This is a genomic window from Cellulosimicrobium sp. NPDC057127 (assembly GCF_042670945.1).
GTDB lineage: Bacteria > Actinomycetota > Actinomycetes > Actinomycetales > Cellulomonadaceae > Cellulosimicrobium.
The window spans coordinates 305,159-327,759 of record NZ_JBHUUP010000003.1 but is presented as its reverse complement, the minus strand read 5'-3'; the positions used below and the strand labels follow the sequence as shown (position 1 = coordinate 327,759).

The following is a 22,601-nucleotide window of genomic DNA, read 5'->3' as shown; positions in this document are numbered from 1 at the left end:
GCCCCCTGCCGTGGCAGGGGGCCTCGTGCGTCAGGTCGTGCGCACCCGTCAGTACGCGGCGCGCTGACGCGGCTTGCGCTCGCCGCGCTCGTCGTGGCGGCCGGCGGGGCCGTGGCCACCGCGCGGACGGTCGGACCCGGCGCGCGGACCCTTGCGCGCTGCGGGGGCGCCCTCGTCGAGCCGGATGCGCAGGAACTTCCCGGCCACGCGGGCCCGCGAGATGCGGTCCAGCGTCGCCTCGTCCAGCGGTGCCGCGATGTCGACCAGGGAGAACGACGGGAAGATGTCGATCTTGCCGACGTCCGACCCGTTCAGGCCCGCCTCGTTCGTCAGGGCACCGACGATGCCGCCCGGCTGCGCGCCGTGCGTGTACCCGACCGACAGGCGGTACCGGGTCCCGACGGCGTCGCGGCGGCCGCCACGCGTCCCGTCGCCCTCACGCCGACCCGACGCCCGCTCCCCGCGTCCGGGACGCTCGCCGGAGCGCTCGTCGCGGCGCGCACGCGCCTGCTCGCGGGCCTGCTGCCGCTCGGCCTCGAACCGCTCCTGCTCCTCGCGCGCCCGCGGGCCGTCGTCACCGACGGCGAGCGCAGCCATGGCGGCGGCGAGCTCGACGGGGTCGACGTCGTTCTCGGCAACGAAGGTGCGCACCATGTCGGCGTACATCGACAGGCGTCCGGCCTCGCGGCGTGCGGGGACCTGCTCGAGCAGGCGCCGCACCTTGTGGGCGGACACGTCGGCGGGGGAGGGGATCTCCACCTCCTGCAGCGGCGTGCGGGTGGTGCGCTCGATCCCGCGCAGGCGGCCGCGCTCGTGCGGCGTGACGAAGCTCAGGGCCTCGCCGGTGCGGCCGGCGCGGCCGGTGCGCCCGATGCGGTGCACGTACGCCTCCGGCTCACCGGGCAGGTCGAAGTTGACGACGAGGCCGATGCGGTCGACGTCGAGGCCGCGGGCGGCGACGTCGGTCGCGACGAGCACGTCGAGCGCGCCGGAGCGCAGGCGCTCGACGATCTTCTCGCGCTCCTTCTGGGCGACGTCGCCGGAGATCGTCGCGGCGGAGATGCCGCGCTCGACGAGGGCCGACCCGACCTCCTCGGCAGCGCCGCGGGTGCGGGTGAACACGATCGCGGCGTCGGCGTCGGAGGTGGCGAGGACGCGCACGAGCGAGCCGGTCTTGTGCCGGAACGGGACGACGGCGTACGTCTGGCGCACGCTGGTCACCGTGGAGGACTGGCGGGCGACGGCGATCTCGACCGGGTCGACGAGGTGCTCGGCCGCGACGCGGCGGATCGGTGCGGGCATCGTCGCGGAGAACAGGGCGACCTGACGCTCGCGCGGGGCGCGGGAGAAGATCGACTCGACGTCCTCCGCGAAGCCCATGCGGAGCATCTCGTCGGCCTCGTCGAGCACGAGGAAGCGCACGTCGTCGAGCTTGAGCGTGCCGCGCTCCAGGTGGTCGATGACGCGGCCCGGGGTGCCGACGACGACCTGTGCGCCGGCGGCGAGCGCCCGCTGCTGCGGCTGGTACGGGGAGCCGCCGTAGACGGCGACGACGTCGACCTTGGGCAGGTGGGACGCGAACGACTCGATCGCGTCGGCGACCTGCATCGCGAGCTCGCGCGTCGGGGTCAGGACGAGGGCCTGGACGTGGCGCTGCGCGGGGTCGATCGCCGCGAGCAGCGGGAGCCCGAAGGCCGCCGTCTTGCCCGTGCCGGTCTGGGCGACGCCCGTGATGTCGCGGCCGGCGAGCAGCGCGGGGATGGCCTGGGCCTGGATGGCCGAGGGGGTGACGAATCCGAGGTCGGCGACGGCGCGCTCGAGCGGGCCGGGCAGGCCGAGGGACGCGAACGTCGGCTCCTGGTCGCCGGCGAGGACCGTGGTGGTCGCGTCCGACGGGGTGGAGGTGGAGGTGGTGTCGAGGGCGCGCGAGGGCGCGACGACGTCAGCAGTCATGGTGGGGTGAGGACCGTTTCGTTCGGGATGAGGAGTGGCGTGCGGTCACCGGGCCGGTTCTCCGCAGGTCGCACTCCCGAACACACCTGGCCGGACACCGTCGGCTGGATCAGCCGAGGGCGGGGGGGACCGGCCACTCTCACAGAACACGCGGGACGAGCGACGAACTCCACAGGTTCACACCATCTTACCGGAGCGCGACCGTCGGCCGATCGGCGGCACCGGTGACGTGCCTCACCGAGGCGTGACGCCGCGATGCCGGCAGGCCAGGACGCACCGGGTGATTTCGGGCGCACGGTCCGCAGGCGCCCTAAAAGGGCCTCCGGACCTCCCGGGCGGGTACGTAGGATGGGCGGGCGCGGCGCCTGCCGCGGGCCCCGCGGTGCGGGAGGACGGAGCACGGACGGTGAGCGTGGCATCTGGGCAGCAGGTCAGCTCCCGCGTGCTGACCGTGCCCAACGTCATCAGCCTCGCGCGGCTGCTCCTCGTCCCCGTGTTCGCCGTGCTGATCGTCCGCGGCGAGGACGTGTGGGCGCTCGTCGTGCTCGCCGTGTCCGGGGCGTCCGACTGGGTCGACGGGGTGCTGGCACGCCGCCTGGACCAGGTCAGCCGCCTCGGCCAGGTGCTCGACCCCGCCGCCGACCGCCTGTTCATCCTCGTCACCCTTCTCGGGCTCGCGTGGCGCGGCGTCGTGCCGGTGTGGCTCCTCGTCGTCATCGTCGCGAGAGACCTGCTGCTCGCCTCCCTGCTGCCGTGGCTCGCCCGGCACGGCTACGGTCCGCTGCCCGTGAGCCTCGCCGGCAAGGCCGGCACCTTCGCGCTGCTGTACGCGTTCCCGCTGCTGCTCCTCGCGGGCGCCCCGGGGTGGCTCGGCGACGTCGCCGCCGTCACCGGGTGGGCGTTCACGTGGTGGGGCATCGCCCTGTACTGGCTGGCCGGTGCGCAGTACGTCGTGCAGGCCCGCGCGCTCGCCGCCGACGCCCCATTTGCCCCCGAGACCCCGCCGACCCCCGAGCACCGACCGCGCACGACCCCCGGTCCCGGCCAGGAGGACGCCCGATGACGGACGACGCCACACCCCCGCGCCGCCCCCCGGTCGACGCGTCCATGACCCTGCTCAACGAGGTCATGCACCGCCCGCTCGACCCCGGGTACGCCGACGCCGCGGCGCGCCGCGCCACCCAGGGGCCCCACCGTCGACGCCGGGCCGGTGCGGTGGCGCTCGGCGCCCTGGCAGTCGTCCTCGGGGTGGTGACCGCGGCGGCCGCCGTGGACCTGCGAGCGCCGCAGCCCGCCGTGCTCGCCGCACGCCAGACGCTCGAAGAGGAGATCACCGACCGTCAGGCCGACGCGGACGAGCTCGCGGCGCGCGGTCGGGATCTGTCAGCCGAGATCGTGCAGCTCCAGGACGCGGCGCTCGGCGCGGCGAGCGGACGGGTCCTGGCCGACATCCAGCAGGAAGGCGTCCTCACCGGCTCGCGCGCGGTCGAGGGGCCGGGCGTCGTGGTGACCCTCGACGACGCCGACGCCGGGCTCGAGGGCGACGACGCCTCCGACTCGCTCGTCCAGGACGGCGACCTGCAACGCGTCGTCAACGCCCTGTGGTCCGGCGGTGCCGAGGCGATCGCGATCAACGACCAGCGCCTGACCGGGCTGTCCGCGATCCGCGCCGCGGGCGACGCGATCCTCGTCGACCTCCAGCCTCTCGTGCCGCCGTACCACGTCGAGGCGATCGGGGACGGTGACACGCTGCGCACCGCGCTCGTGCGCTCCGGCGCGTCGGACTACCTGCGGCTGCTCAGCTCGGAGTTCGGCATCGACTCCAGCGTCACGGCGCAGAGCCGGCTCGAGATCCCCGGCCGGCCCAGCCCCACCCTGTACTTCGCCGAGGTCGCCGGCGCGCCCGTAGACTCCGACGCGAACCCCGGTGGGAGCGGTCCCTCCGACGAGGAGCCGGACCTCGGGGACGGCAACGGAACCCGTGTGGAACGGCAGGAGAGCCTCGAATGATCGCAGTCGTCGGACTGGTGGTGGGCGTCGTCGCCGGGCTCGTGCTGCAGCCCACCGTGCCCGTCTCGCTGCAGCCCTACCTGCCCATCGCTGTCGTGGCCGCGCTCGACGCGCTGTCCGGCGGCCTGCGCGCCATGCTCGACGGACTCTTCGACGACAAGGTCTTCCTCGTCTCGTTCCTGTCGAACGTCGTCGTCGCCGCCCTGATCGTCTTCCTCGGCGACCAGCTCGGCGTCGGCAGCCAGCTCTCGACCGCCGTCGTCGTCGTCCTCGGCATCCGCATCTTCTCCAACGCGGCCGCGATCCGCCGCCACATCTTCAAGGCGTAGCCGTGACCCGCACACCCGCCGCCCCGCCACCCGAGCCCGAGGACACCTCCGGCACCGCCCGCGAGACGCCCGCCGACGCACCCTCCGCGAGCGCCCCCGAGCCCGCGGGCGTCGCGCACGACACCGACCCGCCCGCGCCGGCCCAGGACGCGGCGCCCGGGGAGGACGCACCCGCGGCGCACGGCACCGACGCGCTCGCGCGCACGGACACGGCGCCGGGCACGGACAGCGACCCCGAGCAGCGCGACCCCGAGGAAGGGGAGCCCGCGGAGGGCGACCCCGCGGACGGGGAGGCGCGCACGACGAGCACGGGCGCGGTACGTACCGGCGAGCCCGAACCGCAGGCGCCCGTGTCGGACACGTCGCCCGACCGGTCCTCCGACGACGTCCACCAGCACGACGTCCCGCCGGACGGCGACCTTGACGAGAGCGGTCCCGGCGGCGCGACGGGCACCGACGAGCCGGCGGGGGAGCAGACGCCGTCGCGCCCGGCCGTGCCCCACGGTCGCCACGGCGCGCCCACGCTGCCCGAGCCCGGAGGGCTGCGGGCGCTGGGCCGGGCGCTGCGCCCGCGCGCGCAGCGTTCTCAGATCGTCGTCGGCGTGCTGTGCGCCCTGCTCGGGTTCGCGCTGGTCGTCCAGGTCACCCAGACGCAGGAGGACCAGCTGTCCAGCCTGCGCCAGACCGACCTCGTGCGGCTGCTCGACGACGTCACGCAGCGCTCCGGCGAGCTCGAGGACCAGGTCGCGTCCCTGCGTGCGACGCGCGACGAGCTGCGGTCGGGCAGCGGCCGGGAGCGGGCGGCGCTCGAGGTCGCGCGCGAGCAGCAGCAGACCCAGGGCATCCTCTCGGGCCGTCTGCCCGCACAGGGGCCCGGCGTGCAGATCGAGGTGGTCGAGGGATCGGCGCCGCTCGACGGGTTCCTGCTCTTCAACGTCCTGGAGGAGCTGCGCAACGCCGGGGCGGAGGCGATGGAGGTCAACGGGGTGCGCCTCGTGGCCAGCAGCTACTTCGAGGACACCGGGGACGGCGTCGTCGTCGACGGGCAGACCATCGTGTCGCCCTACCGGTGGACCGTGATCGGCGACCCCTCGACGCTCGAGACGGCGCTCGAGATCCCGGGCGGCGCGATGGCGAGCCTGCGGTCCGACGGCGCACGGACCTCCATCAGCCGGCACGACGAGGTCGCGGTCACCGCCACGCGCGAGCCCAGCGCGCCCGAGTACGCGACACCGGTGCCCGCGACGCAGTGATCCGCCCCCACGACGGCAGGCTCTGCACCGGCAGCGGCGCTACCGGTCCGCAGCCACAGCCGGTAGGTTGGGATGACCGCGTCGTGTGCACCGCATGACCTGCGCATGTAGTAGTTTTTCGGCGGGGAGCGGACGCTCCCGACGCGTGACGACCCAGGTCAGCGCACGACGTGCCGACAGCCCCGAGGAGGCGTGATGACAGTCCCAGGCGGTCCTGAGATGCCGAACCGGGCGGTGGGCGACACGACGATCAGCTTCGGCCGCATCGAGGCCCCCGCCGAGGAAGGCGTGCAGCCCGGCGGGCTGAGCCCCGAGGAACACGCCGCGGTGGCCGCGCTGCCGCGTCACTCCGCGCTGCTCATCATGCAGCGCGGCCCCGGCCAGGGCTCGCGCTTCCTGCTCGACGCCCAGCGCACGGTCGCCGGTCGCTCCGAGCACGCCGACATCTTCCTGGACGACGTGACGGTCTCGCGCAAGCACGCGGAGTTCGTGCGCGAGGACGACCGGTTCGTCGTCCGCGACGTCGGCTCGCTGAACGGCACGTACGTCAACCGCAGCCGCATCGACGCCGCGGCGCTCGCCACGGGCGACGAGGTGCAGATCGGCAAGTACCGGCTCACGTTCCACGCCAGCCCGTACGCCGGCCCCGCGACGGACGGCCCGGCCCCGCAGCCGTGAGCATGCCGACGAGCGCCGCCCACGTCCCCGAGCCCGGGGAGGGGGACGGCCCGGAGCCGTGGCCGCAGGGCATCTCCCGGCGCGCGACCATGCGCATCTCGGACGTGCTGCGCGCTCTGCGCACGGAGTTCCCCCACGTCAGCCACTCCAAGCTGCGGTTCCTGGAGGAGCAGGGGCTGATCGAGACCGTGCGAACCCCCGCGGGGTACCGGCAGTACAGTCCCGCGGACGTCGAGCGGCTGCGGTACGTGCTCGTCGAGCAGCGCGACCACTACCTGCCCCTGAAGGTCATCAAGGACCGCCTCGCCGCCCTCGACACCGGCACCGAGACCGAGGCGCCCGTGCCACGCCTCGCGACCGCGGACGGTGACGCCGGTGCCGCCTCGGCGCGCCGCCGCTACACCGTGGAGGCCCTCGCCGCGGCGGGCGGGGTCGACCGCTCGCTCGTCGACGGGCTCGTGGAGGCCGGCGTGCTGCGGCCGACGACCGGCGGCCAGCTCGACGCCCACGCGCTCGACGTCGTCGTCCTCGCCGCCGGCCTCGCCGAGCACGGCATCGAGCCCCGTCACCTGCGCACGCTGCGCACCGCGGCCGACCGGCACGTGAGCCTCGTGCAGCAGGTCGTCGCACCCTGGCGCAGCCAGCAGACCGCCTCGGCACGCGCGCACGCCGACACGCTCGCGACCGAGATCGGCGAGCTGTGCGCACGCCTGCACACCGTGTTCGTGCGTCAGGGCGTCGACGACCTCACGCGGTGAGGCGCCACGGGGCGGCCCCGGCGAGGGCGCTCCAGCCGCTGCCGGACGACGCGGCCCGGCGTACCGTGGACGGGTGAGCGAGGACGTGCCGATGGTGCCCGTGGAGGTCCTGGGCGTACGTCAGCAGCAGCGCGACCAGGAGATCGTGGTGCTGCTGCTCGACGGCGCCTCCGACCTCGTCGTGCCCATCGTCATCGGCCCGCGCGAGGCGAGCGCCATCGCCATGGCGCAGGCCGGGCTCCCCACACCCCGCCCCATGACGCACGACCTGCTGCGCGACGTGCTCGACGCGGTCGGCGTGCGTCTCGAGCGTGCCGAGATCGTCGCGCTCGACGGCGGCGTGTTCTTCGCCGAGCTCGTCCTCAGCAACGGCCGCCGCCTCGACTCGCGCGCGTCCGACGCCATCGCCGTCGCCGTCCGCACCGGCAGCCCGGTCCTGTGCTCGGCCGAGGTCGTCGCCACGGCGGGCGTCGAGGTCGTGGACGTGGCCCAGCAGGAAGAGGTCGAGCGGTTCCGCGACTTCCTCGAGAACGTGACACCGGAGGACTTCACCACCGACGAGTGACCACGCCCGCGACACGCGCGACGCGTCCGGCCGTCGGTCGTTGACGACCCCCTCCGGCGCCCATAGCGTGGACGACGACATGATCCCAGGAGGCCACAGTGAACAGCAGCGGTGAGGCGAGCGTCGGCTCCGGGGCGATCCCGCAGGGTGCGCAGGGCCTCCTCTTCGGGGAGGACATCACGGAGCAGGACCTGAGCACCGGGTACCGCGGGCCGACGGCGTGCCGCGCGGCCGGCATCACCTACCGCCAGCTCGACTACTGGGCCCGCACCGGGCTCGTCGAGCCGACCGTGCGACCGGCGAGCGGATCCGGCTCCCACCGCCTCTACAGCTTCCGCGACATCCTCGTGCTCAAGGTCGTCAAGCGCCTGCTCGACACCGGCGTCTCCCTGCAGCAGATCCGCACCGCCGTTGCGCACCTGCGCGAGCGCGGCGTCGAGGACCTGGCGCAGATCACCTTGATGAGCGACGGGGCCAGCGTGTACGAGTGCACGTCGCCCGACGAGGTCGTCGACCTCGTCCAGGGCGGGCAGGGCGTCTTCGGCATCGCTGTCGGACGCGTGTGGCGCGAGGTCGAGGGCACCCTGTCCGAGCTGCCCACCGAGTCGCTCGACGACGAGACCGACGTCGACACCGGACCGGGCGACGAGCTCGCCCAGCGGCGCCGCGCACGCTCCGCGAGCTGAGGCCTCAGCGACCGCAGGCCTGCCTCGTCCGAGCGGGGGAGCGCTGAGCGACCGTCACAGCAGCGGCCACAGCGGGGAGAGGATGACCTCGCCCAGCTTGGCCGCGACGTGCCGCGAGTCCCACTCCTCGAGCGTGAGCTCGCGGGAGTTCGTCAGGTCGACCTCGAACACCTTCTCCATCTGCTCGGCCACCTGCGGGTCGGTGATCTCGAGGTTGACCTCGTAGTTCCCGGTCAGCGACAGGCGGTCGATGTTCGCGGTGCCGATCGTGGTCCAGCGTCCGTCGATCGTCGCCGTCTTGGCGTGCACCATCGCGCTCTTGAACAGGTGGATGCGCACGCCGCCCCGCAGCAGCGCCTCGTACAGGCCGCGCGAGAGCCAGTCGGCGAGCACGTGGTTCGACCGTTCCGGGACCAGGACGCGCACGTCGACGCCCCGCGCTGCCGCCGCGAGGAGCGCCGCAAGGATCTCACGGTCGGGGATGAAGTAGGCCTGGGTGATGAGCACGTGCGAGCTGGCACGGTCGATCGCGTCGAGGTAGATGTTGCGGATCGGGAACACCAGGTGCGCCGGCGCGTTCCGTGCCGCGCGCAGCCGCGGCTCCCAGTGGACGGAGCCCGGGTCGGCCAGCACCGGCTGGTCGGGTGCCCGGTTCGTGTTCCAGAAGTCGACGAACGCGTTACGCAGCTCCCACACGCTCGGGCCCTCGAGCCGCACGTGCGTGTCGCGCCACTGCGTGGCGTACAGGGACCCGATGTTGTAGCCGCCGACGAAGCCGACCTCGTCGTCGACCACGAGGATCTTGCGGTGGTCGCGTCCGGACTTGCGCACGTTGAGGAACAGCACGCCCGGACGGAAGACGGGGTAGCGGATGACGTGGACGGCGTCCGGGAAGTCGAAGAAGGAGTGCGGGACGACGAGGTTCGCGAAGCCGTCGTAGATGACGAAGACCTCGACACCCCGCTCGCTCGCGTCGATCAGCGCCTGCTTGAACTCGGCGCCGACCTCGTCGCTCTTCCAGATGTACGTCTCCAGCAGGACGTAGCGCCGGGCCCCGCGGATCGCGGCGAGCATCGACCGGTACACGTCCTCGCCGAACGTGTACACCGTGGTCGTGGTTCCGGCGACCTCGACGGCGTCCGGCTGCGAGCGTGGGAACGTCGCCTCGACGGTGTTGCGGCGGCGGCGGACGGCGTCCGCGACGACGAGCGCTCCCGCGAGGGTCACCGGGACGGCGGCAGCCGCCACGCACCCGCGCACCAGCAGGCGACGCGCCGCGCGCCACGACTCGTCGGTGAAGATTCGCACGTGCTCACCGTAGCGGCAGGCGTGCGTCGCGCCAGGGAGACGCGGCGGTCCCGCGCGCGTGACCTGCGTCGCCACAGCCGCCTCAGCCGAGAACGACCATCCGTCCGGCGACCGGGTCGACGTGGACCAGGTGCCCGCCGAGCGCGCGCAGCCCGGTCGGGTCACCGGCGTACGGCTCGTCCCACAGGACGTCGCCGTCGTCGAGGTCGAGCGTGACGAGCCGGCCGGGGCCGTCGTCGTCGAGGGTGGACAGGGCGAGCGTCGCGACGTCGCCGTCGGTGAACGCCCCCGCGACCGTGTCGACCGTGCCGAGGCTCTCGCGCGCGAACGACCACGTGACGCGGCCCGACGCGAGGTCGACGCCCTGCACGACGTAGCCGAGGTCGAGCACGGCCGTGCCCGCCGCGACCACGAGCACCCGGGACACGGTGCCGCTCAGCGTCCATCGTTCGGTCCCCGACGGGTCGAGCGCCTGCACCCCGCTCGGCACGGACAGCAACCGTGTCGGGTCGGCGGTGCCGTCCGTCGCGAGCGGGACGAGCGGCCTGCCGGGCACGATGCGCTCGACGGTGCCGTCGGAGGCGACGAGCTGCGTCACCTCGACCGCGCCCGACGACGACGCGGTCGTGGTGCGCAGGAACCGGCCGTCCCCGGCGGGCAGCACCTGCACCGTCACCGGCTCGTCCGGGTCGTCCAGCCGGGACCCGTCCGGAGCGAACACCGCACTCACCCGGCACCCGCGCACCACCACCAGGCCGTGCTCGACGGTCGCCGCCGCGGTGCCGGACACCTGCGGCCGGCACAGTCCCTCGACCGCCACGTCGTCCGGCGCCACCGTCGACCGCCACAGCACCGACCCGTCGCCCGCGTCCTGCACCGCGACGGACAGCGCGCCGCCCGCCCGGTGCCAGCGCAGCACCCCGCCCGGGACGACCGTGGCCTGCCCCAGGTCGGAGCCCAGTGCCGTGCGGGACGACACCGTCCCGTCCTCGCCGACCGCCACGGCCACGGGGTCGTTACCGGCGCCGGTGAGGCACACGAGCCCGGACGCCCGGGGCGCCGCGTCGGTGTCCGTCGTGCCGCAGCGAGCCCCTGCGCCGAGGCCGACGGTCCACAGCGCAGCACCGTCGCGCGGGGAGAACGCCGCGAGACCGTCGTCGTGCAGCACGACGAGCGCCTCGCCGACCGCCCACGCGTCCGGTCCGGTCGCGGTCACGGTCCACCGGGCCGCCGGCGGCGTGGCCAGCGACGAGACCCCTCCCGTCGAGCCGAGCAGCGCGGTCCGGTCCGACCACCCCTGCCACAGGCTGCTCACGACGAACGTGACCGCGAGCGCCGCGACGCAGACCAGCACCGTGACGGTGCGTCGTCGGGTGCGGCCGGTCCGCGCCTCACGTGGTGCGGCCCCTGGTGCGAGAGGGGTGCTCGCGACGGCGGCGTCGTCGGTCTCGAGCTCGTCGGTCTCGACGAGCTCGACCCGCCGCAGCGTGCCGTCGCGCCGGTCCGCGCCCATGCGGGGCACACTACTCCGCCGTGCTGAGGCCGTGGGGTGGTGCGCCGCCGGACAGGGCGCCGCTGAGGGGGTGCGACCGGATCGCCGCGGCGAGCTCGCCCTCGATGCGGTCCAGGTAGACGCCCGTCGTGGCGATGGACGCGTGCCCCAGCAGCTCGGCGACGACCTTCACGTCCCACCCGTCGGCCGCGAGCAGGGTCGCGGTGGTGTGGCGCAGGGCGTGCGGTGTGGCCTCGCGCCGGTACTGGGCCGGCATGCGGTCCACGCAGCGGCGCAGCAGGCTCCGCACCGCCTGGGCGTCGACGCGCCGTCCGCGCCAGGACAGCAGCAGGGCGCGCCCGGAGTCCGGGTCGTCGGGGCGGCGGGCGAGCAGGACGGGTCGCAGGCGCGCGAGGTAGTCCTCGAGGGCGTTCGCGAGCGGGGGAGAGAGGGCGACCGTGCGCACCTGACCGCCCTTGCCGTGGATGCGCCACCGCGTCTCGCCGGGTTCGCGGGAGAAGTCGTCCACGTCGGCCCGCACGAGCTCGGAGACGCGTGGCCCGAGGACGAGCAGCAGCGCGACGACGAGGGTGTCGCGCAGGCGCAGGTCGTGGTCGCGGCGTGCGGCGGCGTCCGGTGGGGCGTCGGCCGTGGTGGCGGCGAGCAGCGAGGCCGCCGAGCCCGCGGACAGCGCGGTGCGCGCGACGCGCAGCCCGTCGCGCAGTCGAGCCGGGGGAGCGGCCCACTGCATCGGGTCGGCCTGCACCCAGCCGGCGCGCGCGGCGTGGGCGAAGAAGCGCGTCACGGACTGGCGGAAGCGGTTCGCGGTGGCCGCGGACCGGCCCGCGCCGCCCGGCTTGCGAGCGGCGTCGGTGTACCGGCGGTCGGGCGTGACCTGGTAGCGCACGAGCACGTCGTCGACGTCGTCGCCCGTGATGTCGTCCAGGACGCGCACGGGACCGACGAGGCGCGCGAACTCACGCACGTCACGGTCATAGCTGCGCTGCGTCGTCGGCGACAGGACGCCGCGCAGGGTCTGGGTGGCGACCGACGCGAGGTAGCGGTCGGCGGCCTCGCCGACGGTGATGCGCTCGAGGTGCGGCGGCGCGACCATCTCGTGCTCTCTCCTCTCGACCGACCCGGCCCGGACACCGTGAGCCTAGGAGTCGGCACCGACACCGCAGGTCAGAGCGGGTGCGCGAGGTCGTCGGCGACCGTCGCGGACAGCAGGGGAGCGGCGTCGCACGAGGAGTCGAGCCGTGTGTGGCCGTCGCGTCGTGCCGCGGTGTCGATCGCGCATCTCACAACGCTGTTGACCTAAACACAATGGTTTGGTGCCTATGTCCGGTTCTGCGAGTCTACGTGGTGGAGGTGCGACCGGTCCGGCGGGACACGCGTGCCGCGACGTGCCCGACCGTCGAGGACCCGGAGGTGCGTAGCTCCCGGCGGTCTCGTGCGTCCCGGCGAAGGACGCGGCGCGCCGCGGGGGACAGCGTGCGCCAGGCCCAGGTGCCCGCTGCGGCCGTCGCCACGACGAGCCCGGTCACGAGCGCCGCGACGACGCACACGGCGACGGTCGGCAGCATGACGAGGACGCCGAGCGTCGCACGCAGGATGCGGCGCGGTCTGCCGTTCGACGTGCTGAGCGCCGAGCGTGTCGTTGCTGACCGTCCGGTGTCCGGCGGCCTGTCGTCGAGGTGCCGGTCAGCGCGCGGGCGCTGCACGCCGCCGGCGGCGGTGCCGTCGGGCGTCCCGTGCGCCCAGGCTCGCCACCCGGTGCGCCCAGGTGCCGTCGGATGCCCGCGAACGGTCATGTCGGAGGGGAGGGAGCGCCGCGTCGCCGTGATGCGCGCGAGGCGCTTCCGGAGCGCGTAATGACATAATGTACATTATCGGCGCGCCTTGAACGGTCCGTAAGGCGCGTGCTACCGACCGTTCCTCCGTCGCAGGTGCCAGACGACGAGGTAGGTCCCGGCGGCGGTCTGCAGGCCGGCGACCACGGCGCGCAGGGTGTTCGCGTCGACGACGGCGGTCGTGAGCAGGAACGCGCCGCAGAGCGCGACGATGGACGCGGCGACGAGCTGTCCGGTGCTGCCGGGCGTGAAGAAGTCCTGTCTCTCGTGCGACATGCCCCCAGACTGGCACAGCGCACCCGTCGGCTGAGCCACCGGACCCGTGACCGCGTGGCGCACGGATCCGGTGGCTCCGTGCTCAGGCGCGGTCGTGGACGGTGACGGCGTAGCCGTCCGGGTCGCCGAACGTGAACGTGCGTCCGAACGGCCCGTCGACGGGTGCGGCCAGGACCGGCACGCCGGCGGCGACCAGGTCGTCGTGGAGCCCTCGGGCGTCGTCGGCGTGCAGCCACAGGGCGACGCCGGCGCCGGGCCGCGGCGTGACGGAGTCCAGGTCGACACCTGGCAGCGGCTCGCGCACGGCGAACGCGATGGGCGTGGTGTCGAAGACGACGGCGCCGGGCGGGCTCGCCGCGGCGCGGCTCAGGCCGAGGTGTTGCTCGTAGAACGCGGCCGACGCTGCGACGTCGCGCACCTGCAGGGCGACGAAGTCGGGTCCGGTGACGGTGGGCATGTTCTCTCCTCCTTTAGATGTCAGAACGCTGACATCCGGAGACTATGTCAGACTTCTGACATGTACGTGCAGGTGCAGCTCGACAGCTCGGTCGGCTACGCGCTCAAGCGGACCGCCGCGGCGCTGCGGACCGCGATGGACGCGGCGCTGCGGCCCCTGTCGCTGACGGTCCCCCAGTACGCGTGCCTGGAGATCCTGGGGCACCGGCCGGGCCTGTCCGGTGCGGAGCTGGCGCGCGCCGCGTTCGTCACCCGGCAGTCCATGCACGCTCTGCTGCGGGGTCTCGAGGAGCGCGGTCTGCTCACGCGGCCGGCGAGCGCCCCCCACGGTCGTGCGCTGCCGACCGAGCTCACCCCGGCCGGTCGTGCCGCTCTGGAGTCCGCGAGCGCCGCGGTGGCGCGGGTGGAGCGGGCGATGGTCGATCGCCTCTCCCCCGCTGGTCTGGACCGTCTGCGGCGCGACCTGGTGGAGTGCGCTCAGGCGTTGGAGGGTGCGGGGGGCTGACGCGGTGCGGGTGTGGCGGTGGCAGCGGGCCGCGGGTGCGACCGGGCGGGGTCGCTCGTAGCGTCGAGGGACACGCGGTGCAGCGGGCGCCGCCGAGCCCTGGAGGTTCCCTGATGAAGGCTGACGCGATGCTTCGTTCGTACCCGGGCGACGTCGACCTGGACCACGATCTGCTGACGCGTGCGCTGGAGGCGTTGGCGGCGTGCGCTCAGACGTGTACGGCGTGCGCGGACGCGTGCCTGGCGGAGGACATGGTGGCCGACCTGCGTCGGTGCATCACGACGGACCTGAACTGTGCGGACATCTGCGCGACGACGCTGGCGGTGCTGTCGCGGCACACCGGCTACGACGCGGCGGTCACGCGGGGGCAGCTGCAGGCGTGCGTGGTGGCCTGCGGTGCGTGTGCTGCGGAGTGCGAGCAGCACGCCGGGATGCACGAGCACTGCCGGGTGTGCGCGGAGGCGTGCCGGGAGTGCGAGGAGGCGTGCCGGGCGCTGCTCGCGTCGATCGCCTGACGGCGCTCCGGGCGCTCCCCCGCCGTCAGTTCCTGCGCGTCGTCGTCGGCGAGGTCGCTCGCCGAACTCAGGAGAGCTCCAGCGGTCTCAGGAGAGCTCTGCGGTATCCGTGACGGTGACGATGAAACCGGGCAACAGTTCCCCCTCCTCGTCCACCTCCCCGTACTGGAACGCGATGCCGAGGACGTCCTCGTCCTTCACGTTCATGTCCCGGAGCGTGGAGGCGACATGCTCGAGGAGCCGAGGGACGTCGCTCTGGCCCGGGCCGACGGGTAGGTTCAGCCCGAATGTCCTCGTCCTCGAGCCTCGAGCCATTCGCGTCACGGCAATCTCTCCTCGCTCGGAACCGGCCGGCGCGGTCGGGTCGTGCGCCAGGAGTCAGTATGCGCCGTGTTCGCGCCGCACCGGTCGTCAGGTGCGCCGCCGGCTTCTCGCGGGCGCGGTCCTCGCCGCCCGTCCGTGGGGTTGCGATCCGCCGTCTGCTCGTGCGCCGAGAAACGACTGCGATGCCCGAGGTCAGACGGTGAAGGAGAAGAAGAACCCGAGGATCGCTCGGACCGATTCCCACAGCGAGCGGAAGAAGGAACGTCCGCCAGCGCGCGAGTCCAGGAACGCGAGGACTCCCGACGTGACGGCGAACAGCGCGACGAGGCCGAGCGCGCCGAGGAACACCCACGACGGGACGGGACGCGAACGACTGCGGCCACGGCGAGGCTCCCCACGGCGAGGAGCAGCAGGGACACGGCGGCGATGAGCCACGGTCCGAGTTCGCCCGCTCGCCCGGCGTCCGCATCGCGCCGATCTCCATCCGGCACGGACGCGCCGTGTGCGTCCCACACCCTGTCGTTCACGCCCCGACGTACGCCGCGAGGTGCTTGCCGGTGAGGGTGGAGCGGGCGGCCACGAGGTCCGCGGGTGGGCCTTCGAAGACGACGCGTCCGCCGTCGTGCCCGGCGCCGGGGCCGAGGTCGATGATCCAGTCGGCGTGGGCCATGACGGCCTGGTGGTGCTCGATGACGATGACGGACTTGCCGGAGTCGACGATGCGGTCGAGGAGGCCGAGGAGGTTGGAGACGTCGGCGAGGTGGAGGCCGGTGGTGGGTTCGTCGAGGACGAGCACGCCGCCCTTCTCCCCCAGGTGGGTGGCGAGCTTGAGGCGTTGGCGCTCTCCCCCGGACAGGGTGGTGAGGGGTTGGCCGAGGCTGACGTAGCCGAGGCCGACGTCGTCGAGCCGGGCGAGGATCGCGGCGGCGGCGGGTGTCCTGGCGGGGCCGTCGGCGAAGAACGTGCGGGCCTTGGCGACGGGCAGGTCGAGGACCTGGGCGATGTTGAGGTCGCCGAGGCGGTAGTCGAGCACCTCGGCCTGGAACCGGGTGCCGCCGCACTCCTCGCAGGGTGTGGAGACGGTCTCCATGAAGCCGAGCTCGGTGTAGATGACGCCGGCGCCCTTGCAGGTGGGGCACGCGCCTTCGGAGTTGGCGCTGAACAGGGCGGGCTTGACGCCGTTGGCCTTGGCGAACGCCTTGCGGATCGGGTCGAGCAGGCCGGTGTAGGTGGCGGGGTTGCTGCGTCGTGAGCCTTTGACGGCGCTCTGGTCGATGGTGACGACGTCGTCGCGTCGGGAGATCGATCCTTCGACGAGGGAGCTCTTGCCGGAGCCGGCGACGCCGGTGATGACGACGAGGACGCCGAGGGGTACGTCGACGTCGACGTCCTGGAGGTTGTGCGAGGAGGCGCCGCGGACCTCGAGGGTCCCGGAGGGCTGGCGCACGCTGGTCCGGAGGGACGCGCGGTCGTCGAGGTGGCGTCCGGTGACGGTGCCGCTGGTGCGCAGGCCGTCGACGGTGCCCTGGTAGGTGACCTCTCCCCCGGCGGTGCCGGCGCCGGGTCCGAGGTCGACGACGTGGTCGGCGACGACGATGGCCTCGGGCTTGTGCTCGACGACGAGGACGGTGTTGCCCTTGTCGCGCAGGCGCACGAGGAGGTCGTTCATGCGGTCGATGTCGTGCGGGTGCAGGCCGATGGTCGGTTCGTCGAAGACGTAGGTGACGTCGGTCAGGGAGGACCCGAGGTGGCGCAGCATCTTGATGCGTTGTGCTTCTCCCCCGGACAGGGTGCCGGACGGTCGGTCGAGGCTGAGGTAGCCGAGGCCGAGCTCGACGAAGGAGGCGAGGTTGTCGTCGAGCGCCTGGACGACGGGGACGATCGAGGGGTCGTCGGGGTTGGTCCGGATCTCGCGGATCCAGGCGGCGAGGTCGGTGATCTGCATGGCGCACAGGTCGGCGATGTTGACGCCGCGGATCCGGGAGGAGCGCGCGGACTCCGACAGGCGGGTGCCGCCGCAGTCGGGGCAGGTGGCGAACGTGGCGGCGCGTTCGACGAAGGCGCGCACGTGCGGCTGCAGGGAGTCGACGTCCTTGGAGAACATCGCCTTTTGGATCTTGGGGATCAGGCCTTCGTAGGTGACGTTGATGCCCTTGGCCTTGATCTTCGTCGGCTCCTTGTACAGCAGGTCGTGGAGCTGGCGGTCGGTGAACTCGCGGACGGGCTTGTCGGGCGGGAAGAACCCGGACTCGACGAACGTGGCGACCATCCAGCCGTCGGCGGTGTACCCGGGGACGGTGATGGCGCCGTCGAGCAGCGACTTCGACTCGTCGTAGATCGCGGTGAGGTCGAGGTCGGACACGCTGCCGCGCCCTTCGCAGCGGGGGCACATGCCGCCGTGGTAGATCGCCTCGCGCACGATCGTCTTCTCCCCGGTGGCGGACGTCATGACGCCGCTGGCCTTGCGTGCGGGGATGTTGAAGGAGAACGCGGGGGGCGGTCCGATCTGCGGGTCGCCGAAGCGGCTGAACAGCACGCGCAGGATGGCGTTGGCGTCGGTGACGGTGCCGACGGTGGAGCGCGGGTTGGCGCCCAGGCGTTCCTGGTCGACGACGATCGCGGTCGTCAGGCCCTCGAGCACGTCGACGTCGGGTCGTTCGAGCGACGGCATGAATCCTTGGAGGAACGCGCTGTAGGTCTCGTTGATCATGCGCTGGGACTCGGCGGCGATGGTGTCGAACACCAGCGAGCTCTTGCCCGAGCCGGACACGCCGGTGAACACGGTCAGGCGCCGCTTGGGGATCTCGACGCTGACGTCCTTCAGGTTGTTCTCGCGCGCGCCGTGGACGCGGATGACGTCGTGCGTGTCAGCGGCGGGCTCCGGGCGCGCCTGCGACGGCGTGGCGGTGCTCGAGGTCTGCGTGGCGGTCACCCTGGCGACTCCTTCGGCTGGTGGGTGCGGGGGCGCCGGGGCGCCCGGTCCGTGGCGCGGGGCCGTCGGTCCTTGCGGGTCGACCGGCGGCGGGTCGTGAACTCATCGGCGAACCACCCGTGGGGCTCATGATCGCACCGTCGGCCGGCTCGGCGGGGGGCGGTCTGCCGGTGACGCACACGGGCGTCACCGGACCTCGTCGATGCGCACCATGTTGCCCGCGGGGTCGCGGAACGCGCAGTCCCGCACGCCCCAGGGCTGCTCCGTCGGTTCGGAGACGACCTCGGCGTCGGCGGCCTGGAGCCGCTCGAACGTGTCGTCGAGGTCCTTCGTCGCGAGGATGATCGACTGGTAGGCGCCCTTGGCCATGAGCTCGAGGACGGCGCGGCGCTCGGCGTCGGTGACACCGGGGTCGGCGGCGGGCGGGGTGAGGACGAGCCGCACGTCGCGCTGGGACGGCGCGACGAACGTCAGCCAGCGCATCGCGCCCTCGCCGACGTCCATGGTCAGCTCGAGGCCGAGGAGGTCGCGGTAGAAGGCCAGCGACGCCTCGGGGTCGGTGTGCGGGAGGAACGTGGTGTGGATGGTGATGTCCATGCCGTTCACGCTAGGTGGACGCCCACGGCCGGCGCTTCTCGATTCCTGACCGGTCGCGTGGCCTGCTTGGTCACGCACGACGGCAGCTCGCCGGCTCGCGCGGTCCGGGCCCGGCGCCCGTACTCGCTCGGCGGCATGCCGACGAGCTCGGTGAAACGGGTGCTGAACGTGCCCAGCGACTGGCAGCCGACGGCGAAGCAGACGTCGGTGACGGACAGGTCGCCACGGCGCAGGAGCGCCATCGCCCGCTCGATGCGCCGCGTCATGAGGTAGGAGTACGGCGACTCGCCGTAGGCGGCCTTGAACTGGCGGCTGAGGTGACCGGCCGACATGTGCACGCCTCGGGCCAGCGCCTCGACGTCGAGCGGCTGGGCGTACTCGCGGTCCATGCGGTCCCGGACCCGGCGCAGCAGCGCGAGGTCGCGCAGCCGCTGCGACGACAGGGCGCCCGGCGCCGCAGCGTCCCGGGCCGGACCCTCGACCGTGCCGCTCTCCCCCGCCGTGGTGCCGCCGCCCGCCATGTCGTCCGATGCTGCCAGGTCCGACGTCGCACGCCCAGGCCTCATGCCGAACCGGTGGGTGCGCCGGGACGGGCGAGCTCGGCCTCCATCCGGTCGAACTCGGCGTCGATCTCCGGGTCGGGGCGTGCGGTCGCCCGGCTGACCACGACGGCGACGAGCAGGTTCAGCAGGAAGCCGGGCACGATCTCGTACATCGCGTCCGCGAGCGCCGGGACGTTGCCCCAGACGAGGACGGTGACGGCGCCGGTGACGAGTCCGGCGAGGGCGCCGGCGGGGGTGAGGCGTCGCCAGTAGAGGCTGAGGAGGACGACGGGGCCGAAGGCGGCGCCGAACCCGGCCCAGGCGAAGGCGACGAGGTCGAGGATGGCGGAGTCGTCGTCGAGGGCGAGGACGGCGGCGACGACGGCGACGGCGAGGACGCCGGCGCGTCCGAGGAGGAGCTCGGTCTTCTCCGAGGAGCGGCGGCCGGCGATGTTGTACAGGTCTTCGACGAGGGCGGAGGAGCACACGACGAGCTGGCTGGACATGGTGGACATGATGGCGGCGAGGACGGCGGCGAGGACGAGTCCGGCGATGAAGGGGTGGAAGAGGATCTGGCTGAGGACGAGGAAGACGGTCTCGGGGTCGCCGAGGGGCAGGGCGGGGTCGTCGGCGAAGTAGGCGATGCCGATGAGGGCGGTGGCGACGGCGCCGGTGGCGGTGAGGAGCATCCAGGCGAGGCTGATGCGGCGGGCGACGGTGGCTTCGCGGGGTGAGCGCAGGGCCATGAAGCGGACGATGATGTGGGGTTGGCCGAAGTAGCCGAGGCCCCAGGCGGCGGTGGACACGAGGGTGACGGCCCAGAGCGCTGCGCCGTCGTCGAGTCCGGTGAAGAGGTTGAACGCGTCGTGGTTGGCGGCCTGGGCCTGGTCGACGACGGTGCCGATGCCGCCGAGGGTGGTGACGGCGACGACGGGGACGGCGATGAGGGCGGTGAGCATGAGGAGGCCTTGGGCGACATCGGTGAGGGTGGCGCCGAGGAAGCCGCCGAAGAGGGTGTAGCCGAGGGTGATGGCGCCGACGACGAGGAGGCCGGTGAGGTAGGGCCAGCCGAAGGAGGACTCGAAGAACTTCCCGGCGGCGACCATGCCGCTGGAGACGTAGAAGGTGAAGAACACGAGGATGACGAGCGCGGCGGCGATGCGCAGGGGGCGGCTGTTGCCCTTGAGCCGCTTGGAGAAGAAGCTGGGGATGGTGATGGCGTTGGAGGAGATCTCGGAGTAGGCGCGCAGGCGTGGGGCGACGAAGCGCCAGTTGAGCCAGGCGCCGACGATGAGGCCGATGGCGATCCAGGCCTCGATGAGGCCGGCGGCGTAGATGGCGCCGGGCAGGCCGAGCAGGAGCCAGCCGGACATGTCGGAGGCGTTGGCGGACAGCGCGGCGACGCTGGGGCGCAGGCCGCGGTTGGCGAGCATGTACCCGTCGAGGTTCTTGGTGCGGCGGTAGGCGTAGTAGCCGATGCCGAGCATCGCGAGGAGGTAGATGACGATGGCGGCGAGCTGGTAGCCCCGGTCCGACATGGCGACCTCCTGCGGGCGGCGTCGGCAGCAGTTCTCCTGTGCACGCTACACGGCGGCGCCGGGCGCGCCCGGTGGGCGGGCGTGCGGCGTGGTGCGGTGGGGTGTCGGTGGGGTGTCGGTGGGGTGCCGGTGGGGTGCCGGTGGGGTGCTCAGCGCCAGCCGAGGGCGGGGGCGACGTGGCGCAGCACGGACTCGAGCACGTGGGCGTTGTAGTCGACGCCGAGCATGTTGGGGACGGTGAGCAGGAGGGTGTCGGCGGCGGCGACGGCCTCGTCCTGCGCGAGCTCGTCGGCGAGGTGGTCGGGTTCGCCGGCGTAGGTCTTGCCAAAGCGGGCGCGGACGCCTTCGAGGACGCCGACCTGGTCGGTGTCGGCGGTCTCGCGACCGAAGTAGGCGCGGTCGAGGTCGGAGACGATCGGGAAGATCGCGCGGGACACGGACACGCGGGGCTCGAAGGCGTGTCCCTGGGTGGCCCACGTGTCGCGGAAGCGCTGGATCTGCTCGGCCTGGAGCACGTGGAACGGGACTCCGGTGTCCTCGGACAGCAGGGTGGAGCTCATGAGGTTCATGCCCTGGTGGGCGGTCCACTCGGCGGTGGCGCGGGTGCCGGCGCCCCACCAGAGGCGTTCGCGCAGGCCGGGCGAGTGCGGCTCGACGCGCAGCAGCCCCGGAGGGTTGGGGAACATGGGCCGCGGGTTGGGCTCGGCGAACGCCTCGCCCTCGACGACCTCGAGGAACCGGGCGGTGTGCCGGCGCGCCATGTCGGCGTCGCTCTCCCCCGGCAGCGGGTCGTGCCCGAAGTGCCGGTACCCGCCGACCACCTGCTCGGGTGACCCGCGCGAGATGCCGAGCTGGAGGCGCCCGCCGGAGATGAGGTCGGCGGCGCCCGCGTCCTCGGCCATGTACAGCGGGTTCTCGTAGCGCATGTCGATGACGCCGGTGCCGATCTCGATGCGGTGCGTGCGGGCGGCGACCGCGGCGAGCAGCGGGAACGGGGACGCGAGCTGGCGGGCGAAGTGGTGCACCCGGTAGTAGGCGCCGTCGGCACCGAGCTCCTCCGCGGCGACGGCGAGCTCGATCGACTGGTGCAGCGCGTCGTGCGCGTCGCGCACCTGCGAGCCGGGCGAGGGCGCCCAGTGGCCGAAGGACAGGAACCCGATGGTCTTCACGGTGGCGGCAACACCGGGACCAGGGCCTGGTGTTCCTGTACGGCGACGCGGCCGCCCACCGACGAACAGGTGCGACGCGCGGCCGGCACCGGCGGGCTCAGCCGAGCAGGTGGGCCTTGGCGCGCGCGTACTCGTCGTCGGTGAGCGCGCCGTCGCGGTGCAGGGCGGCGAGGCGCTCGAGCCGGTCGACGAGGTCCGCTCCCCCGCTCGTCCCCGGTCGCCGGCTCGTGGTCTCGCCGGGGTCGGTGGGTCCGCGCCACACCGCGCGGGCGAAGACACCGGGCCGGGCGGCGCTGCCGGGCGTGCCGGGGCGCAGGCGCGGCACCCGCGCGGACGCGACGGTGCGGTCGTCGAGCACGAGCGCGCCCGGGTGGGTGTCCGCGAGCGCCCGGGCGAACTGCCGGAACCGGTCGGCGGACCGGTCGAGCAGGACGGCGCGTGACGGGCGGGCGCTCGCGGCGGGAGGGGTGTGGTGCCCGGTGGGCCACGTGACGACGACCGTGGGTCCGGCGGGGCCGGGGCCGGTGACCGTGACGACGGGCCGTCCGGCGGTCGCGGCGAGGGTGCCGTCGCCGCGCACGTGCCGCAGCCGGGTGCCGTCCCACACGAGGCGGCCGCCGGCGACGTGGAACATCGCCGGGTACCGGGGTGTCGCGGCGAACCGGTCGGGCGCGTCGGCGCGGGGCTCGCGGTGGGGCGCGACGCCGGCCGTGCGGCGCCGGGGAGCCCCGGGCGCGGGCGCCGGTGCGTCGTCGGGTGCTGCGGTGGCGTCCACGGGGGCCTCCCGGGTGCGGCGGCGGGTGCGTGCTCGCATCCTCGCCGCCCCGGTCACCGGCCGCAAGGGCGTCGGCCGGTACCCGGG

General features: G+C 73.6%; 23 protein-coding genes. 10 read left to right on the top strand and 13 right to left on the bottom strand.

Translation table 11 applies throughout. From position 1 onward, the window contains the following. Positions 1 to 48: 48 nt before the first annotated feature. Positions 49 to 1,953, bottom strand: coding sequence for a DEAD/DEAH box helicase (locus ACFTZA_RS05020; protein WP_378191417.1), 1,905 nt, complete (start codon positions 1,951 to 1,953; stop codon positions 49 to 51). A gap of 412 nt (positions 1,954 to 2,365) precedes the next feature. Here ACFTZA_RS05020 and ACFTZA_RS05015 point away from each other — a divergent pair, with 412 nt between their 5' ends. The 8 genes from ACFTZA_RS05015 to ACFTZA_RS04980 all read left to right on the top strand — a co-directional run bounded on the left by ACFTZA_RS05015 (position 2,366) and on the right by ACFTZA_RS04980 (position 8,232). Next, the gene (locus ACFTZA_RS05015; protein WP_378191439.1) at positions 2,366 to 3,016 is read left to right on the top strand and encodes a CDP-alcohol phosphatidyltransferase family protein; all 651 of its coding nucleotides are present in this window, start codon (positions 2,366 to 2,368) and stop codon (positions 3,014 to 3,016) included. Then, entirely contained in the window at positions 3,013 to 3,963 is a 951-nt protein-coding gene (locus ACFTZA_RS05010) for a DUF881 domain-containing protein (RefSeq protein ID WP_378191415.1), read from the top strand. The genes ACFTZA_RS05015 and ACFTZA_RS05010 overlap by 4 nt, the downstream gene beginning before the upstream one ends. Further along, entirely contained in the window at positions 3,960 to 4,292 is a 333-nt protein-coding gene (locus ACFTZA_RS05005; RefSeq protein WP_075828780.1) for a small basic family protein, read from the top strand. The genes ACFTZA_RS05010 and ACFTZA_RS05005 overlap by 4 nt, the downstream gene beginning before the upstream one ends. Before the next feature lie 2 nt (positions 4,293 to 4,294). Beyond that, the gene (locus tag ACFTZA_RS05000) at positions 4,295 to 5,545 is read left to right on the top strand and encodes a DUF881 domain-containing protein (protein ID WP_378191411.1); all 1,251 of its coding nucleotides are present in this window, start codon (positions 4,295 to 4,297) and stop codon (positions 5,543 to 5,545) included. 195 nt (positions 5,546 to 5,740) lie between these two features. Next, positions 5,741 to 6,223 carry an FHA domain-containing protein gene (locus ACFTZA_RS04995; RefSeq protein WP_378191409.1) on the top strand — a complete coding sequence of 161 codons (483 nt, stop codon included), beginning with the start codon at positions 5,741 to 5,743 and terminating at the stop codon, positions 6,221 to 6,223. Between the two features lie 2 nt (positions 6,224 to 6,225). Further along, on the top strand, positions 6,226 to 6,981 hold the full coding sequence (locus ACFTZA_RS04990) for a MerR family transcriptional regulator (RefSeq protein WP_378191407.1): 756 nt from the start codon (positions 6,226 to 6,228) through the stop codon (positions 6,979 to 6,981). 91 nt (positions 6,982 to 7,072) lie between these two features. Beyond that, positions 7,073 to 7,546 (top strand): bifunctional nuclease family protein, encoded by a 474-nt coding sequence (locus ACFTZA_RS04985; protein ID WP_378191437.1) that lies wholly within the window; start codon positions 7,073 to 7,075, stop codon positions 7,544 to 7,546. 98 nt (positions 7,547 to 7,644) lie between these two features. Next, positions 7,645 to 8,232, top strand: a complete 588-nt coding sequence (locus tag ACFTZA_RS04980; protein ID WP_378191403.1) for a MerR family transcriptional regulator — start codon at positions 7,645 to 7,647, stop codon at positions 8,230 to 8,232. A gap of 54 nt (positions 8,233 to 8,286) precedes the next feature. On the opposite strand, the gene ACFTZA_RS04975 is transcribed toward ACFTZA_RS04980, so the two are convergent. From ACFTZA_RS04975 to ACFTZA_RS04955, 5 genes are all read right to left on the bottom strand, one after another. After that, positions 8,287 to 9,540, bottom strand: coding sequence for a phosphatidylserine/phosphatidylglycerophosphate/cardiolipin synthase family protein (locus tag ACFTZA_RS04975; protein WP_378191401.1), 1,254 nt, complete (start codon positions 9,538 to 9,540; stop codon positions 8,287 to 8,289). 82 nt (positions 9,541 to 9,622) lie between these two features. Next, the gene (locus ACFTZA_RS04970) at positions 9,623 to 11,053 is read right to left on the bottom strand and encodes a PQQ-binding-like beta-propeller repeat protein (protein WP_378191399.1); all 1,431 of its coding nucleotides are present in this window, start codon (positions 11,051 to 11,053) and stop codon (positions 9,623 to 9,625) included. 10 nt (positions 11,054 to 11,063) lie between these two features. Beyond that, positions 11,064 to 12,146 (bottom strand): tyrosine-type recombinase/integrase, encoded by a 1,083-nt coding sequence (locus tag ACFTZA_RS04965; protein ID WP_378191397.1) that lies wholly within the window; start codon positions 12,144 to 12,146, stop codon positions 11,064 to 11,066. A gap of 811 nt (positions 12,147 to 12,957) precedes the next feature. Then, positions 12,958 to 13,161, bottom strand: coding sequence for a hypothetical protein (locus tag ACFTZA_RS04960; protein WP_378191395.1), 204 nt, complete (start codon positions 13,159 to 13,161; stop codon positions 12,958 to 12,960). 82 nt (positions 13,162 to 13,243) lie between these two features. Then, a complete protein-coding gene (locus tag ACFTZA_RS04955) occupies positions 13,244 to 13,618 on the bottom strand; it encodes a VOC family protein (protein ID WP_378191393.1) in 375 nt (124 codons plus the stop codon). 60 nt (positions 13,619 to 13,678) lie between these two features. Here ACFTZA_RS04955 and ACFTZA_RS04950 point away from each other — a divergent pair, with 60 nt between their 5' ends. Together ACFTZA_RS04950 and ACFTZA_RS04945 are read left to right on the top strand one after the other, a co-directional pair. Beyond that, the gene (locus tag ACFTZA_RS04950) at positions 13,679 to 14,122 is read left to right on the top strand and encodes a MarR family winged helix-turn-helix transcriptional regulator (protein WP_378191391.1); all 444 of its coding nucleotides are present in this window, start codon (positions 13,679 to 13,681) and stop codon (positions 14,120 to 14,122) included. A gap of 113 nt (positions 14,123 to 14,235) precedes the next feature. Continuing rightward, on the top strand, positions 14,236 to 14,637 hold the full coding sequence (locus ACFTZA_RS04945) for a four-helix bundle copper-binding protein (RefSeq protein ID WP_378191389.1): 402 nt from the start codon (positions 14,236 to 14,238) through the stop codon (positions 14,635 to 14,637). A gap of 516 nt (positions 14,638 to 15,153) precedes the next feature. Here ACFTZA_RS04945 and ACFTZA_RS04940 read toward each other — a convergent pair. The 7 genes from ACFTZA_RS04940 to ACFTZA_RS04910 form a co-directional block, all read right to left on the bottom strand. Then, complete coding sequence (locus ACFTZA_RS04940; RefSeq protein ID WP_378191387.1) at positions 15,154 to 15,309, bottom strand: hypothetical protein; 156 nt, start codon at positions 15,307 to 15,309, stop codon at positions 15,154 to 15,156. A 175-nt stretch (positions 15,310 to 15,484) separates the two neighbouring features. Further along, positions 15,485 to 17,893 (bottom strand): ATP-binding cassette domain-containing protein, encoded by a 2,409-nt coding sequence (locus tag ACFTZA_RS04935; protein ID WP_378191385.1) that lies wholly within the window; start codon positions 17,891 to 17,893, stop codon positions 15,485 to 15,487. A gap of 186 nt (positions 17,894 to 18,079) precedes the next feature. Continuing rightward, positions 18,080 to 18,490 carry a VOC family protein gene (locus tag ACFTZA_RS04930; protein ID WP_378191383.1) on the bottom strand — a complete coding sequence of 137 codons (411 nt, stop codon included), beginning with the start codon at positions 18,488 to 18,490 and terminating at the stop codon, positions 18,080 to 18,082. Between the two features lie 5 nt (positions 18,491 to 18,495). After that, the gene (locus tag ACFTZA_RS04925; RefSeq protein WP_378191381.1) at positions 18,496 to 19,011 is read right to left on the bottom strand and encodes a helix-turn-helix transcriptional regulator; all 516 of its coding nucleotides are present in this window, start codon (positions 19,009 to 19,011) and stop codon (positions 18,496 to 18,498) included. Positions 19,012 to 19,052: 41 nt separating this feature from the next. After that, positions 19,053 to 20,570 (bottom strand): sodium/proline symporter PutP, encoded by a 1,518-nt coding sequence (gene putP / locus ACFTZA_RS04920; RefSeq protein WP_378191378.1) that lies wholly within the window; start codon positions 20,568 to 20,570, stop codon positions 19,053 to 19,055. A gap of 149 nt (positions 20,571 to 20,719) precedes the next feature. Then, positions 20,720 to 21,739, bottom strand: a complete 1,020-nt coding sequence (locus tag ACFTZA_RS04915; protein WP_378191376.1) for an LLM class flavin-dependent oxidoreductase — start codon at positions 21,737 to 21,739, stop codon at positions 20,720 to 20,722. Positions 21,740 to 21,836: 97 nt separating this feature from the next. Further along, the gene (locus ACFTZA_RS04910) at positions 21,837 to 22,514 is read right to left on the bottom strand and encodes an SHOCT domain-containing protein (protein ID WP_378191373.1); all 678 of its coding nucleotides are present in this window, start codon (positions 22,512 to 22,514) and stop codon (positions 21,837 to 21,839) included. Positions 22,515 to 22,601: the final 87 nt, after the last annotated feature.

Bases quoted from the DNA above. Each gene is read 5' to 3' on its own strand.
- ACFTZA_RS04965 (WP_378191397.1), bottom strand. From the start codon at position 12,146: ATGGTCGCGCCGCCGCACCTCGAGCGCATCACCGTCGGCGAGGCCGCC.
- ACFTZA_RS04970 (WP_378191399.1), bottom strand. From the start codon at position 11,053: ATGGGCGCGGACCGGCGCGACGGCACGCTGCGGCGGGTCGAGCTCGTC.
- ACFTZA_RS04950 (WP_378191391.1), top strand. From the start codon at position 13,679: ATGTACGTGCAGGTGCAGCTCGACAGCTCGGTCGGCTACGCGCTCAAG.
- ACFTZA_RS04945 (WP_378191389.1), top strand. From the start codon at position 14,236: ATGAAGGCTGACGCGATGCTTCGTTCGTACCCGGGCGACGTCGACCTG.
- ACFTZA_RS04960 (WP_378191395.1), bottom strand. From the start codon at position 13,161: ATGTCGCACGAGAGACAGGACTTCTTCACGCCCGGCAGCACCGGACAG.
- ACFTZA_RS05020 (WP_378191417.1), bottom strand. From the start codon at position 1,953: ATGACTGCTGACGTCGTCGCGCCCTCGCGCGCCCTCGACACCACCTCC.
- ACFTZA_RS04985 (WP_378191437.1), top strand. From the start codon at position 7,073: ATGGTGCCCGTGGAGGTCCTGGGCGTACGTCAGCAGCAGCGCGACCAG.
- putP (WP_378191378.1), bottom strand. From the start codon at position 20,570: ATGTCGGACCGGGGCTACCAGCTCGCCGCCATCGTCATCTACCTCCTC.
- ACFTZA_RS05005 (WP_075828780.1), top strand. From the start codon at position 3,960: ATGATCGCAGTCGTCGGACTGGTGGTGGGCGTCGTCGCCGGGCTCGTG.
- ACFTZA_RS04990 (WP_378191407.1), top strand. From the start codon at position 6,226: ATGCCGACGAGCGCCGCCCACGTCCCCGAGCCCGGGGAGGGGGACGGC.
- ACFTZA_RS04995 (WP_378191409.1), top strand. From the start codon at position 5,741: ATGACAGTCCCAGGCGGTCCTGAGATGCCGAACCGGGCGGTGGGCGAC.
- ACFTZA_RS04930 (WP_378191383.1), bottom strand. From the start codon at position 18,490: ATGGACATCACCATCCACACCACGTTCCTCCCGCACACCGACCCCGAG.
- ACFTZA_RS05010 (WP_378191415.1), top strand. From the start codon at position 3,013: ATGACGGACGACGCCACACCCCCGCGCCGCCCCCCGGTCGACGCGTCC.
- ACFTZA_RS04925 (WP_378191381.1), bottom strand. From the start codon at position 19,011: ATGGCGGGCGGCGGCACCACGGCGGGGGAGAGCGGCACGGTCGAGGGT.
- ACFTZA_RS04955 (WP_378191393.1), bottom strand. From the start codon at position 13,618: ATGCCCACCGTCACCGGACCCGACTTCGTCGCCCTGCAGGTGCGCGAC.